10 protein-coding genes are annotated in these 13,719 nt (G+C 69.3%); all 10 read right to left on the bottom strand.

Annotation, left to right across the window (positions count from 1 at the left end; all coding sequences use genetic code 11):
• Positions 1 to 31: 31 nt before the first annotated feature.
• Positions 32 to 988, bottom strand: coding sequence for an ABC transporter ATP-binding protein (locus ACIA8E_RS05350; protein ID WP_399295077.1), 957 nt, complete (start codon positions 986 to 988; stop codon positions 32 to 34).
• Positions 989 to 1,071: 83 nt separating this feature from the next.
• Positions 1,072 to 2,163, bottom strand: coding sequence for an ABC transporter ATP-binding protein (locus ACIA8E_RS05345; protein ID WP_399294764.1), 1,092 nt, complete (start codon positions 2,161 to 2,163; stop codon positions 1,072 to 1,074).
• Positions 2,160 to 3,050: an ABC transporter permease gene (locus ACIA8E_RS05340; RefSeq protein ID WP_392750248.1), complete on the bottom strand. Its 891-nt coding sequence runs from the start codon at positions 3,048 to 3,050 to the stop codon at positions 2,160 to 2,162. Before ACIA8E_RS05340 ends, ACIA8E_RS05345 begins: the two co-directional genes overlap by 4 nt.
• Complete coding sequence (locus ACIA8E_RS05335; RefSeq protein WP_399294762.1) at positions 3,047 to 4,000, bottom strand: ABC transporter permease; 954 nt, start codon at positions 3,998 to 4,000, stop codon at positions 3,047 to 3,049. Before ACIA8E_RS05335 ends, ACIA8E_RS05340 begins: the two co-directional genes overlap by 4 nt.
• Positions 3,997 to 5,580: an ABC transporter substrate-binding protein gene (locus tag ACIA8E_RS05330; protein WP_399294760.1), complete on the bottom strand. Its 1,584-nt coding sequence runs from the start codon at positions 5,578 to 5,580 to the stop codon at positions 3,997 to 3,999. The genes ACIA8E_RS05335 and ACIA8E_RS05330 overlap by 4 nt, the downstream gene beginning before the upstream one ends.
• A 272-nt stretch (positions 5,581 to 5,852) precedes the next feature.
• Complete coding sequence (locus ACIA8E_RS05325) at positions 5,853 to 8,882, bottom strand: alpha-mannosidase (RefSeq protein ID WP_399294758.1); 3,030 nt, start codon at positions 8,880 to 8,882, stop codon at positions 5,853 to 5,855.
• Between the two features lie 55 nt (positions 8,883 to 8,937).
• Positions 8,938 to 10,191, bottom strand: coding sequence for a glycosyl hydrolase (locus tag ACIA8E_RS05320; RefSeq protein WP_399294756.1), 1,254 nt, complete (start codon positions 10,189 to 10,191; stop codon positions 8,938 to 8,940).
• 54 nt (positions 10,192 to 10,245) lie between these two features.
• On the bottom strand, positions 10,246 to 11,106 hold the full coding sequence (locus ACIA8E_RS05315; protein ID WP_399294754.1) for a carbohydrate ABC transporter permease: 861 nt from the start codon (positions 11,104 to 11,106) through the stop codon (positions 10,246 to 10,248).
• Positions 11,103 to 12,071, bottom strand: a complete 969-nt coding sequence (locus tag ACIA8E_RS05310) for a carbohydrate ABC transporter permease (protein WP_399294752.1) — start codon at positions 12,069 to 12,071, stop codon at positions 11,103 to 11,105. The genes ACIA8E_RS05315 and ACIA8E_RS05310 overlap by 4 nt, the downstream gene beginning before the upstream one ends.
• Positions 12,072 to 12,105: 34 nt before the next feature.
• Positions 12,106 to 13,392, bottom strand: coding sequence for an ABC transporter substrate-binding protein (locus ACIA8E_RS05305; protein ID WP_399294750.1), 1,287 nt, complete (start codon positions 13,390 to 13,392; stop codon positions 12,106 to 12,108).
• Between the last annotated feature and the right edge of the window lie 327 nt (positions 13,393 to 13,719).

The raw sequence follows: 13,719 nt of genomic DNA, 5'->3' as shown, positions 1-13,719 counted from the left end.
CGGGTGTGGTTCGGATCGTATGTACGGGAGGTCAGGAGGCCGCGTCCGGGGCGGTCCCGTCCTCCTCGACGAGGTGACAGGAGACCTGCCGTCCGCCGGGCAGCTCGCGCAGGACCGGCACCTCGGTGCGGCAGCGATCGGTGGCGAGCGGACAGCGGGTGTGGAAGCGGCAGCCGGCCGGGGGGTCGAGCGGGCTGGGCAGGTCGCCGTGGAGCACAATGCGCTCGCGGGAGCGCTGCTCGACCGGGTCGGGGACGGGCGCGGCGGACAGCAGCGCCTGGGTGTAGGGGTGCTTCGGGGCGGCGAACAGTTCGGCGGTCGGGGCCTGTTCGACGATCTGCCCGAGGTACATCACGGCGATCCGGTCGGCGAGGAACTCGACGGCGGCCAGGTCGTGGGTGATGAACAGACAGCCGAAGCCGCGGTCGCGCTGGAGGTCGGCGAGCAGGTTGAGGACGGAGGCCTGTACGGAGACGTCGAGTGCGGACGTCGGTTCGTCGGCGACGACCAGGTCGGGGTTGCAGGAGAGCGCACGGGCGATGGAGATGCGCTGGCGCTGGCCACCGGAGAGCTCGTGCGGATGCCGGTCGGCGTGCTCGGGGCGCAGGCCGACCTGGGCGAGGAGCTGCTCGACCCGGGCGCGCACCTCCTCGCCCCGGGCCTGACGGTGCAGCTTGATCGGTTCGGCGATGATCTGGCCGATGGTCATGCGCGGGTCGAGCGAGGACGACGGGTCCTGGAAGACCAGGTGGAAGTCCTTGCGCAAGGGGCGCAGGGCTCGGCGCGAGAGGTGGGTGATGTCCGTGCCGTTGATGCGGACGGTGCCGCCGGTCGGTTCGTCGAGGCGTACGGCGCAGCGGCCGACGGTCGACTTGCCACTGCCGGACTCACCGACGAGGCCGACGACCTCGCCGCGGCCGATGGTGATCGAGACGCCGTCGACGGCGCGGACGGTGCCACCGCCGGAGGCACCGAAGTGCCGTTCCATGGCGGTGATTTCGAGCACCGGTGCGTCCTGTCCGGCGGCGGTTCCGTCGCTGCTGCGGGGTGCGGGGACCGTCTGTGCGGTGGTCACTCTCCGGCCTCCTGGTCAAGTGTGTCGGTCGTGTCGGGTGCGGGGGTGGTGTCCGCGGCTGCGTCGGCGCCGTAGGGGTGCCAACAGGCCGCCCGGTGGAGGGCGTCCGCGCCCGCCTTCGGGTCGATGGCCTTGAAACCGGGCCGAGCACCGGTGCAGGTGTCGTCGGCGCGGCTGCACCGCGGGGCGAAGGTGCAGGCGTCCGGCTGGCTGTCGAGGCTCGGCACCAGGCCGGGGATCTCGGGCAGCCGCCGCTTGCCCTCGCCGCCGGGCCGCAGGACGGCGCCGAGCAGACCTCGGGTGTACGGGTGCCGGCCCGAGGCGAACAGGTCGTGGACCGGGGCCTGTTCGACGGAGCGTCCGGCGTACATCACCAGCACCCGGTCGGCGGCGTCCGCCACCACGCCGAGGTCGTGGGTGACCAGGACGATCGCCGTACCGAGCCGTTCGCGCAGCGACTGGAGGACTTCGAGGATGCCGGCCTGGACGGTGACGTCGAGTGCGGTGGTCGGCTCGTCCGCGATGAGTACGGACGGGTCGCAGGCGACGGCGATCGCAATCATCACGCGTTGCCGCATGCCGCCGGAGAGCTGGTGCGGGTACTCGTCGATACGGCGCTGCGGGGCCGGGATGCCGACCAGTTCGAGGAGTTCGACGGCCCTTGCCCTGGCGTCCTTCCTGCTCAGCCCCTGGTGCCTGCGCAGCACTTCGCCGATCTGCCGGCCGATGGTGAGGACCGGGTTGAGCGAGGTCATCGGCTCCTGGAAGATCATCGCGATGTCCTTGCCGCGGACCTTCTGGAGCTCCTTCTCGTGGGCGCCGACCAGTTCCCGGCCGCCGAGCCTGATGGAACCGCCGACGTGCGCGGTCGGCGGGAGCAGGCCCATCACGGCCATGGAGGTGACGGACTTGCCGCACCCCGACTCCCCCACCACGGCGAGGACTTCGCCGGGGGCGAGGTCGTAGGAGAGACCGTCGACGGCGTGCACGGTCCGGGTGTCGGAGCGGAAGGACACCGACAGGTCGCGGACGCTCAGGACCGGCTCACGCACGGGCTCCCGTACGGGTTCGAGGACGGTCTCGGTCATCGGGTGCCTCCACGGGGGTCGAGGACGTCACGCAGTCCGTCGCCGAGCAGGTTGAAGGCCAGCGTCGCCGCGACGATCGCCAGGCCGGGGAAGACGGCGAGCCAGGGGGCGGGTGCCAGGAAGGACTGGGCGCCGGAGAGCATCACGCCGAGCGACGGGGCGGGCGGCTGGACACCGAGCCCGAGGAAGCTGAGCAGCGCCTCGCCGATGATCGCGGCGGGGATGCCGACGGTCGCCTGCACGATGAGCGCCGAAGTGGCGTTGGGCAGGATGTGCCGGAAGAGCACGGTGCCGTCGCCACCGCCGTTGGCGATGGCAGCGCCCACGTAGTCGACGTGCTTGAGCCGCAGGGTCTCGGCCCGGGTGATGCGGATGACTGCGGGGATCTGCGAGATGCCGATGGCGATGGTGGCGTTGGTCAGCGACGGGCCGAGGATCGCGGCCAGGCCGACGGCGAGCACCAGGAACGGGAACGCCAGCATGGTGTCGGTGAGCCGGGAGATGGTGCTGTCCGCGAACCGGCCGTAGTAGCCGCCGACCAGGCCGAGGGGTACGCCGATGACGAAGGCCAGCACGACGGCGACGAGGCCGACCTGCATGGAGGCGCGTGCCCCGTACACGATGCGCGAGAGCTGGTCGCGTCCGAGGTCGTCGGTGCCGAGCCAGTGGGCCCAGCTGGGTTCGGCGAGTACGTTCCCGAAGTTCGGCTGGGCGGGGTCGTACGGGGCGATCAGTGGCGCGAGGAGCGCGACGAGGACGAAGACGGCGGCGATGATGCCGCCGGTGAGGGCGAGCCGGTTCTTGCGCAGGGCGCGGAGCCGGCCGCTGCTCGGTCGCTTCCTGGTCGTCTCTGGGGTGGTGGGGAGCGCTGTGGTCGCGGTGGTCACCGGGCACCTCCGAGCCGGATGCGCGGGTCGATGACCGAATAGACCACGTCGACCAGCAGATTGATGAGGATGTACGCGGCGGAGGTGCAGAGCACCACGGCCTGGAGTGTCGCGTAGTCGCGGGTGAAGACGGCGTCGATGGTGAGCTTGCCGAAGCCGGGCAGGACGAAGATCTGCTCGGTGACGACAGCTCCGGAGATCAGGTGGCCGAGCTGGAGACCCAGGACGGTCACGACGGTGACGAGCGAGTTGCGCAGGGCGTGCCCGCCGACGACGGACCGCTTCGACAGCCCCTTGGCACGGGCGGTACGCACGTAGTCGGCGGAGAGCGAGTCGAGCATCGCGGCCCGGGTCTGCCGCATCACGACGGCGGCGAGTCCGGAGCCGAGGACGATCGCGGGTAGCACCATGCGACGCAGGTTGTCGATCGGGTCGGTGCCGAACGGTACGTAGCCGGAGGCGGCGAACACCGGGACGGCGATGGCGAACCCGAGGACCAGCACGATGCCGAGCCAGAAGGTCGGGACGGAGAGGCCGATCAGCGCGATGATGTTGGCGAGCCATTCCTCCGGCTTGCCGCGCCGCACGGCGGCGACGACTCCGGCGCCGATGCCGAGGACGACGGCGAGCAGCAGGGAGAGCGCCGCCAGTTCCAGGGTGACGGGCAGGGCCTGGCCGATGGCGTCGGCGACCGGGAGTCCGGTACGGGAGGAGGTGCCGAGGTCGCCGGTGAGGGCGTGGCCGATGAACCGTCCGTACTGCACGACGATGTTGTCGTTGAGTCCGTACGCCTCGCGGATCGCGGCGAGCGCCTCGGGGCTGCGTTCCTCGCCGGCCAGGGCGAGCGCCGGGTCGCCGGGCAGGGCCCGGATTCCGGCGAACACCACGATGGAGACGAGGAAGAGCGTGATGAGGGACTGACGAAGGCGCGTCAGCAGGTATTTCGTCATCGGATGTACCCCGCAGTCTTGACCCGGACCAGACCGTCGCCGTAGACGCGGATGCCCGCGACGGACTTGGTGGCGACGACGTAGTTCTTCTGCCGGTAGAGGTAGATCATCGTGTGGGCGTCCTGAACGCGCCGGGTCAGCTCGTTGTAGATCTTGGTGCGCCGGGCCGGGTCGGCGACGGTGCGGCCCTCGTCGATCAGCCGGTCGATCTCGGGGTCGCCGAGGCCGTAGGCGTTCATGGCGCCTGCTGTCTTGAGGAAGTTGGAGACGTTGCCGTCCGGGTCGAGCCGGCCGGACCAGCCGCTGGTGAAGACGTCGTAGTGCCCGTCGTCGGTCTCCGAGAGCATGGTGGCGTACTCGGTGGGCCGCAGGGAGAGGTCGAAGCCCGCCTCCTTCACCATGGCCTGGAGGACCTGCCCGACGCGCCCCTGTTCGGGGGTGGTGGAGGTCTTCAGCTCGATCTTCACCGGGGTCTTCACCCCGGCCTCCTTCAGCAGCTTCTTCGCCTTGGCGACATCACGCCTCGGACAGTCCTGGGGCTTGACGCCGGGGGCGATGGCGGACTGCGGGGAGATCGGGCTGCAGGCCGGCTCGTACATGCCCTGGAAGACGACCTTGTTGAGCGTCTCGCGGTCGATGGCGAGTTCGAACGCCTCACGGACCCGGACGTCCCGGGCTATCGGGGTGTCGAGCTTGCCCGGCTTCTTGCCGAGGCCGTGCACATTGCCGACGTTGAGTCCGATGCCCTGGTAGCCGAGCGACGGCGAGTTGAAGAGCTGGAGCTTGGGCTCGGTCAGCGCGCTCTGGACGTCGATGGGGCCCATCTGGTCGCCGACCTGGAGGTCGCCGGAGCGCAGGTTGGCGAGCCGGACGTTGCCGTCGGGGATCGGCTTGTAGATGACCCCGTCGAGGTGGACCTTGTCCGCGTCGTAGTAGTTGGGATCCTTCTTCAGCACGATCCGGTCGCCGCCGACCCGCTCGACGAACCGGAACGGTCCGACGCAGGACGGGTGGTTCGTGAAGTTCTTCCCGTACTTCTTGAGCGCGGTCGGTGACATCACCATCCCGGCCCGGTCGGCGAGCACGCCGGTGAGCGGGACGTACGGGTGGTCGAGTTCCATCCGTACGGTGTACGGGCCAGTGGCCCGGACGGACTTGACCGGGGCGAGTTCGGTGCCGCGCGCGGATCCGGGCAGATCGCGGTGGCGCAGCAGCGAGGTGACGACGGCGTCGGCATCGAGCCTCGTGCCGTCGCTGAATTTCAGGTCGTGCCGCAGCCGGACGGTGACGGTGCGGCCGTCGGCCGAGGTGGCGGGCAGCGCGGTGGCGAGCTGCGGCACGACCGCGCCGTTCTCGTCGATGTCGTAGAGCTTCTCGCACATGCCCGCGAAGACCGTCCGGCCGACGAGGGTCTGGGCCAGGGTGGGGTCGAGTTTGTCCGGGTCGGAGTTGAGAGCAACGGTGAGTGTCCCGCCGTCGCGTACGGACCGCTCATCGGTTTTCCGCACACCGCCGACCTCGGTCGCCGAGGACTGCAACGACGCGCAGCCCGAGGTGAGGGACACCAATGCAACTGCCACCAGGGCAACCGCTTTTCGGCGCACGAGGGCCTACCTCCCGCCAGAGGGTGATCAAGGAATACCGCCGACCGTATTTCGCATACAGTCCGCAGGGCAAGGGGGGTGTCCATATAGCGGACGGTTTTCGCTGACGATCGGATAACGGAAAGGTGTAGGACGCACACGGGCCGGGCGGATTGACCTGGATGCCCTGTTACGACATCGAGGCCAGTCCGCCCGGCCTGTTTCCGCCGGTCCGTCGGGGCCCGGGCCCCGCCTCGTCCCGGCCCGGCTCAGCGGCGCGTCAGACGCACCGTGACCAGCTCGAACGGGCGCAGCGACAGCTGTACGCCCCCGTCCACCCGCACCGGCACGTTCCCCTCGGCGAGCGGCCGCTCCAGCAGGTCGGTCACCTTCGGATCGGCGAACTCGAAGCCGGTGCCGAGCCGGACCCTGGCTCGGCCGCCCGTCGACTCGTAGAGCCGTACAACGACATCGCCGCTCGCGTCGTCCGCCAGCTTGACCGCGCTGACCACGACCGCGTCGTTGTCCACGGTCACCAGAGGCGCCACCGTACGGTCGCCGGCGACCCGGCGCTCCGGCAGGTTGATCCGGAAACCCTCACGGACCGCGTCGCCGATCGCGGCGCCCGGCGCGAGCGCGTGGCGGAAGCGGTGTACGCCCTGGTCGGTCTCCGGGTCGGGGAAGCGCGGGGCGCGCAGCAGCGAGACCCGGACGGTGGTGGTCGTCCCGGCGGTCGAGTCGCGGACGGTACGGGTCACGTCGTGGCCGTACGTCGAGTCGTTGACGAGCGCGACGCCCCAGCCCGGCTCCTCCAGGTGGACGAAGCGGTGGTTGCAGGCCTCGAACTTGGCGGCCTCCCAGCTGGTGTTGGTGTGGGTGGCCCGGTAGAAGTGCCCGAACTGCGTCTCGGAGGCGTACCGCTCGGCGTGGATGTCCAGCGGGAACGCGGCCTTCAGGAACTTCTCCGTCTCGTGCCAGTCGACCTCGGTGTCGATGTCGAGCCGCTTGGCGCCCGGGGCGAGCGTCAGCACCTGGGTGACCTGGGAGTCGCCGAAGCTGCGGACGACACGGACGCCGATTGCCCCCTCGTCCTCGACGGGGGAGAGCTCGTCGAGCTCCGTCAGATCCGTGACGGTGTTGCGGTAGAACGCGTCGACGTCCCAGGCGTCCCACATGTTCGGGAAGTCGGGGTGGATCTGCAGGAGGTTCGCGGCCTGCCCGGGCGCCACGGTCTCGCGCTCGGCGCCGATGTCGTACGCCGACACCACCAGACCGCGGCCGTCGATCTCCACCTGGAGCAGGCCGTTGTCGAGTACGTAGCCGCCACCCTCGCGCGGTGCGAGCCTGCCCGGGCTGCCGGCCGTGACCGCCCCGGCGCCACCGGCCGGAACCCCGCCGCGGGCGTGCGGCGCGGAGTTGAAGACAAGCAGCTCCCCCGATGCGGGGTCGCCCGCCAGGGCGCGCTGCGCGGCGGTGACGATGCCGTTCAGTTCATCGGCGACGGCCGCGTACGTCTTCTCGGCCTCGCGGTGCACCCAGGCGATGGACGAACCGGGCAGGATGTCGTGGAACTGATGCAACAGCACCGTCTTCCAGATCCGGTCCAACTCCGCGTACGGGTAAGGGAACCCGGTGCGCACCGCGGCGGTGGCGGCCCACAGCTCGGCCTCGCGCAGCAGGTGCTCGCTGCGGCGGTTGCCCTGCTTGGTCTTCGCCTGACTGGTGAGGGTGGCGCGGTGCAGCTCCAGGTAGAGCTCGCCGACCCAGACCGGGGCGTTCGGGTACTCCGCCTCCGCCTTGGCGAAGAACTCGGCGGGCTTCTCCCAGGTAACGGTGGCCGACCCTTCGAGGCTGCGCATCCTGGCCGCCTTCGCAACCATCTCGCGCGTGGTGCCGCCACCTCCGTCGCCCCAGCCGGTCGGCGCGAGGGAGTGCCGGGCGACGCCCTTGTCCTTGAAGTTCCTCGCCGCGTGGGCGATCTCGCTGCCCTTCATCGAGCAGTTGTAGGTGTCGACGGGCGGGAAGTGCGTGAAGATCCGGGTGCCGTCGATGCCTTCCCACTGGAAGGTGTGGTGCGGGAACTTGTTGGTCTGGCTCCACGAGATCTTCTGGGTGAGCAGCCACTTGGAGCCTGCGGCCTTGATGATCTGCGGCAGACCGGCGGCGAAGCCGAAGGTGTCGGGCAGCCACGCCTCGTCGTTCTCGACACCGAACTCGTCGAGGAAGAACCGCTTCCCGTGCACGAACTGACGGGCCATCGCCTCGGAGCCCGGCATGTTCGTGTCCGACTCGACCCACATGCCGCCGGACGGTACGAACCGTCCTTCCGACACGGCCTTCTTGACCTTGGCGTACACCTCGGGGCGATGCTCCTTGATCCAGGCGAACTGCTGGGCCTGCGACATCGCGAAGACGAAGTCGGGTTCGTCCTCCAGCAGGGCCGTCATGTTGGACGTCGTACGGGCGACCTTGCGGACCGTCTCACGCAGCGGCCACAGCCAGGCGGAGTCGATGTGCGCGTGACCGACGGCGCTGATCCGGTGGGCGGACGGCTCGGCGGGTGCCGCGAGGACCGTGGCGAGCTCGGCGCGGGCGGCGGCCGCGGTGCCGTTCACGTCCTGCAGGTCGACCCTGTCGAGCGCGCGGCCGACGGCACGCAGGACGTCCCAGCGGCGGGCGCCCTCGACCGGAAGTTCCGCCATGAGTTCGCCGAGCACCTCCAGGTCCTGGACGAGGTTCCACACGTTCTCGTCGAAGACGGCGAGGTCCATCCGGGCGAGGGTGTACTGCGGTTCGCTGCCCGCGGTCTCCTTGTCACCGAGCTGCGTCGGCAGAAAGGGGTGGTAGTCGAGTATGACCGGGTTGGAGGCGGCCTCGATGTGCAGCAGCACGTCCTCGCCGCCCGCGACAGGGGCGCCGATACGCACCCACTGATTGCGCGGGTTGAGGCCCTTCACCGGGGTGCCGTCGGGCCGGTGGACCAGGCCCTCGCACTGGAAGCCGGGCATGTTCTCGTCGAAGCCGAGGTCGAGGAGCGCCTCGACGGTGCGGCCCGCCCATGCCTGCGGGACGGTTCCGGAGACCCGGAACCAACTGGTGCCCCAGGGCGCGCCCCACCGGTCGCCGACCGCGATGGATACGGCCGGGGCCGCGAGGCCCTCGGCGACGGGGACGGGCTCACCCGGCGCGGTCCAGACGGCGACGTCCAGCGGTACGGACTCCGGGTGTACGGCGGGCCGGATGCGCTCGTCGAGAGCGCGCTTGAGGCGGGCTTCGACCAGGCTGCGGTCGTCATGCATGAGGGTGACTCCGTGGTGGGTTGGGGTGCGGGTCCGGTTGCGTGGCCGGTGTGCGTCAGCGGACCTGGTCCGGGGTGAGGACTTCGGTGATCCCGCGGGCGGCCAGGTGTTCCTTGTTCCCGGCCTGGCTCGCGAGGACGGCGGTGGGCCGGGCCCCGTCCGCGGTGAGCCGGGCGAACGCCTCGAAGAACGCGCCGCCGGGGGCGCAGGTGGAGCGCCGGGGCGCGGTGTCGTCGTCTCCGGTGTCGACGACGAGTGCGGTGGTGCGGGGCGCCGGGCGGTACTCCGTGCCCCGCCGGTCCGCGACGATCCCGGCGATGGCCTCGCCGGCCGGCTTGACCTGCCGGTCGTTGGTCAACAGGCCGAGGCTGTATTCGAGTTCGGGGAAGTCGGCCAGCGACCGGGACACGTCGTGGGAGCACCACCAGGTGATGCCCCACACGTCCTCGCAGTCCAGCGCGTTCGCCACGGTGGCCTCGGTGAACGCGGCCGCGTGCTCAGCGGGAACGAGCGGAGCCGGGGCGCCGACCTCCTGCAGCCAGACGGGCCGGTGCGGGTCGTTGGCCCACGCCTTGGACAGTTCGATCAGATACGCGGCATGGTGCTCGGTGGCGGTTCCGGTGCGGCCGTGCCGTTGGGCGGTGCCGTTGAAGACCCAGGAGTGCACGGCGGTGACCGCGCCGATCCGGGCCGCGTGGGCGGGGGTGAACGCGTGGTCGTCCTGATACCAGGCGGCGTCGTACTCGGCGTGCAGATGGAGCCTGCCCGGCGCTCCCTCCTCGCAGGCGTCGAGCAGGGTACGCAGCCAACGGTCCGCCTGTTCCGGGGTGATGGGGTCCGGGTCGGGGTGCGGAGGGCCGGAGAACTGATTGATCTCGTTGCCCAGGGTCATACCGAGGAAGTTCGGTCGGTCGGCGAGGGCCGCGGCGAGCGTACGCAGGTATTCGGTCTGGCCCGCCACCACGTCCGGGTCGGTGAAGATGTTGCGCCGGTGCCAGGTCTGCGTCCACGCGGGCAGGAAGTCGAAGCTCGACAGGTGGCCCTGCAGTCCGTCCACGTTGACGTCGAGGCCGCGCTCGGCCGCGGCGTCGGCGAGCTGGACCAGCTGCTCGACGGCGCGCGGCCGGATCAGGGTGCGGTTGGGCTGGAAGAGCGGCCAGAGCGGGAAGACCCGGATGTGGTCGAGGCCGAGGCCGGCGATCGAGTCCAGGTCGGCGCGCACGGCGTCGAGGTCGAAGTCCAGCCAGTGGTGGAACCAGCCCTGGCTGGGTGTGTAGTTGACGCCGAAGCGCAGCGGGGAGTGAGGCATACGGTACGGGTGTCCTGGTTCTGTGGTGCGAAGGGGCGGGGGAAGGCGGGGCGGTCAGCCCTTGACGGCGCCTTCGCCGACGCCCCGGAAGAAGAAGCGCTGCAGGCAGGCGAAGAGCACGATCAGCGGGAGCACGGCGATAATCGTGCCCGCGGCGACGAGCCGTTCGTCGTTCGCGAACGTGCCGTGCAGATAGTTCAGCCCGATGGTCAGGGTGAAGTTCGCCGGGTCGCTCAGGACGATCAGCGGCCACAGGAAGTCGTCCCAGGCCCCCATGAAGGCGAAGATCGCTACGACGGCAAGGGTCCCTCTGACCGAGGGAAGGGCGATCCAGAAGAACCGCTGCCAGACATTGGCGCCGTCGACGAACGCCGCCTCCTCCACCTCGTGCGGAAGGTTGAGGAACGCGTTGCGCATCAGCAGGACGTTCATCGCGGCGACGGACCCCGGCAGCAGCACACCGATCAGGGTGTTGTTCAGACCGAGCTCACGCATGGTGGTGAACTGGGCGATGATGATGCCCTCGACGGGTACGAGCATGGCGAGGATGAACGCCAGCGTCGCGGCCCTGCGCCCTCGGTACCGCATCCTGGCCAGCGCGTAGCCGGCCAGTGCGGAGCCGACGCAGTTGGTGACCACATTGGCGGTCGCCACCTTGACGGAGTTGAGCGCGTAGTCCCAGACCGGGATGGTCTCGGCGACCCGCGTGTAGTTGTCCAGGGTGGGGTGGCCGGGGAAGAACTTCGGCGGGGAGCTGAAGATGTCCTCGCCGGGCCCCTTGAGGGAGGTCGAGAGCTGCCACAGGAACGGTCCTACGGTCAGCGCGAGTACGGCCAGCAGCAGGAGGTAGCGCAGCAGGAGTTGCCAGACCGGGATACGGCGGCCGTCGGCGTCGTTGAGGGTCAGGATGCTCATGCGTCCTCCTTGCGGTCGGCGCGGAGCACCAGGAGCATCAGGGCGACCGTCACGACGAAGATGACGACGGAGATCGCGGAGGCGTAGCCGACCCGCCCGGTCAGTCCGGTTCCGACGCGCTGGACGAGCATCACCAGGGTGGTGTCCTCACCGGCCGGGCCGCCGGATGGACCGGCCATCAGATAGACCTCGGAGAACGCCTTGAAGGCGGCGACCGACGCCAGCGCCCCGACGAGGACCATGGTGGAGCGGACGGCGGGAACGGTCACGGTGAAGAACCTGCGGACGGCGCCGGCACCGTCCACGGAGGCCGCCTCGTGGAGTTCCCTGGGGACGTTGGCCAGCGCGGCCAGATAGATGATCATGTAGTAGCCGAGGCCCTTCCAGACCGTGACCGTCATCGCGCTGAGCAGCAGCAGCCACTGGTCGCTCAGGAAGCCGACCCTGCCGATCCCCACCGCCTCAAGTACCGCGTTGACCAGCCCGCGGTCGTCGAGCATCCACACCCAGATCAGTCCCACGACGACGATGGACGCGACGACGGGGGTGTAGAAGGCGGAGCGGAAGAACGTGATGCCGGGGATGTTCCGCTGGACGAGCATCGCCAGGAGCAGCGGCAGGAGAACGAGGGCGGGGACGACTCCGACCACGTACAGCGTGCTGTTCCGCAGCCCGATCCAGAACATCTCGTCGTGAATCAGTTCCTGGAAGTTCGCCAGGCCGACGAACTTCCCCGGCATCAGCGTCCGGCGGTCCGTGAAGGCGTTGGCCAGGGTACTGAAGAACGGGAACAGGCTGAAGGTCCCGACGACGAGCAGGCCGGGGGCCGCGAACAGCCACGGGCTGAAGGGGAGATGGCGGCGTATCCGGTGGCCGGGGAGCGGGCCGGGCCGGCGGTCGCCGGGACGTGCGCCCCGGGCCGCCTGCACCGCTGTGCCGGTGTCCTGGATCGGCGGAGATGCCATGGCCGATTTCACGAGGGGGGTCTTCACGGGAGGCTCAGCTCTGCTGCAGCAGCCGGTCACAGGCCTTGACAGCGTTGTCAAGAGCTTCCTTGGGGCTCTGCTTGCCCTGCAGCGCCTTCGCCACCTGGTTGCGCAGCTCGGTCTTCATCTGGTCACTGAAGAGCACCGGCGTGTAATTGACCGCTGTCTTGAGGGACTTGGCGGCGGCGACCCGGACCCGGGTCACGTCGGTGCCGTCCTCCGCGGTGAAGTACGGGTCGTCGAGGGATCCGGCGGTGCTCGGGAAGATGGCGACCTGCTTCGCGAAGTCCATCTGCCGCGTCGCGTCGGTCACGTAGTGGGCGAAGGCCACGGCCGCCGGCTTCTGCTTGGTCTGCGCGTTCACCATGACGCCCATGACGTACATGTTGGCCTTGCCGGTGCTGCTGATCTGGTCGGTGATCCCGATGTTCTTGTAGAGACTCGGGGCCTGCTTCTTGAAGTTCTCCAGGTCCAGTGCGCTGCCCGGGTTCATCGCCACGGACCCGGTGAGGAACTTGTGGCCGGAAGACTCGGGGGTCGCGGTCAGCGCCTGCGGGTCGAGCGCCTTGGCGTCGTACAGCTCCTTGTAGTGGGTGAGCAGTTCGACACCCTTGGCGTCGTTGAAGGCGAAGCCCGTACCTTCCTTGTTCATCAGCTGTCCGCCGTACCGGCCGAAGTCCTCGATGGTGGGCACGTTGGCCAGCGTGGCGACCTTGCCCTTGCTCTTCGTGGCCAGTTCCAGACCTTCGTCGAAGAGTTCGTCGTAGGTGGTCGGCGGCTTCTCGGGGTCGAGTCCGGCGTCCTTGAAGAGGGACTTGTTGTAGAAGAGCGGTCCGGTGTTGAGGTACCAGGGGAAGGCGTAGGTCCCTTCCATGCCCGGTATCCGGTGGCTCTGCCAGGCGCCCGGCAGGTACTCCTTGCGGTACTTCGCCGCCGCCTTGTCGAGGTCCAGTGCGAGCCCCGCCTTGGCCAGTGGTGCGACCAGGTCGGGCGAGACATTGACGACGTCCGGCAGCGTGCCGCCGGCCGCGTCGGCGCTGATCTTGTCCGCGTAGCCCTCGGCCGGCCGGTCGACCCACTTGACCTCGGTCCCCGGGTACTTCTTCTCGAAGTCCGCGATCACCCCGTTGAAGTAGTCCTTGAAGTTCGCCTGCAGGTTCCAGGTCTGGAAGGTGATCTTTCCTTCGACCTTGCCGGAGGCGTCGGACGAGCTGTCGCCGGATCCTCCTCCGCACGCGCTCAGCGGCAGGACGGTGGCGAGTACGGCGGCAGCGGCTACTGCTCTGCGGGAGATACGCACGGTGAACGGCTCCTTTGCTCGGACCAGGCGTGCGGACGGCGGGCCGAGGGTCGATGACACTCCGGCTGCGTACGCCCAGCAGACCTTCCAATGCACACGGCGCAAAGTCAATACATTCGCTTGAAGTTAGCCTCTACGTTTCGGATACTCGCAGGTCAGAGCAGTATACGAGGCTATTGGAGACGATCGACTAATGCGCTTTAGGGCTCCTGCACTCAAGCGCATTAGTTAATCGATCACTTCGGTCGACCAATGCGCCGGTAAGGCTTACGATGCACCGGGGGCGAGCGAGCACCGCGCCTCCCAGGAGCAACGGGGAACGCAGGA

Origin of the sequence: Streptomyces sp. NPDC051664, from assembly GCF_044453545.1 — a bacterium.
GTDB lineage: Bacteria > Actinomycetota > Actinomycetes > Streptomycetales > Streptomycetaceae > Streptomyces.
The sequence above is the reverse complement of the archived record's forward strand: the minus strand, read 5'-3'. Positions and strand labels throughout refer to the sequence as shown.

Bases quoted from the DNA above. Each gene is read 5' to 3' on its own strand.
- ACIA8E_RS05325 (WP_399294758.1), bottom strand. From the start codon at position 8,882: ATGCATGACGACCGCAGCCTGGTCGAAGCCCGCCTCAAGCGCGCTCTC.
- ACIA8E_RS05350 (WP_399295077.1), bottom strand. From the start codon at position 988: ATGGAACGGCACTTCGGTGCCTCCGGCGGTGGCACCGTCCGCGCCGTC.
- ACIA8E_RS05345 (WP_399294764.1), bottom strand. From the start codon at position 2,163: ATGACCGAGACCGTCCTCGAACCCGTACGGGAGCCCGTGCGTGAGCCG.
- ACIA8E_RS05310 (WP_399294752.1), bottom strand. From the start codon at position 12,071: ATGGCATCTCCGCCGATCCAGGACACCGGCACAGCGGTGCAGGCGGCC.
- ACIA8E_RS05335 (WP_399294762.1), bottom strand. From the start codon at position 4,000: ATGACGAAATACCTGCTGACGCGCCTTCGTCAGTCCCTCATCACGCTC.
- ACIA8E_RS05315 (WP_399294754.1), bottom strand. From the start codon at position 11,106: ATGAGCATCCTGACCCTCAACGACGCCGACGGCCGCCGTATCCCGGTC.
- ACIA8E_RS05320 (WP_399294756.1), bottom strand. From the start codon at position 10,191: ATGCCTCACTCCCCGCTGCGCTTCGGCGTCAACTACACACCCAGCCAG.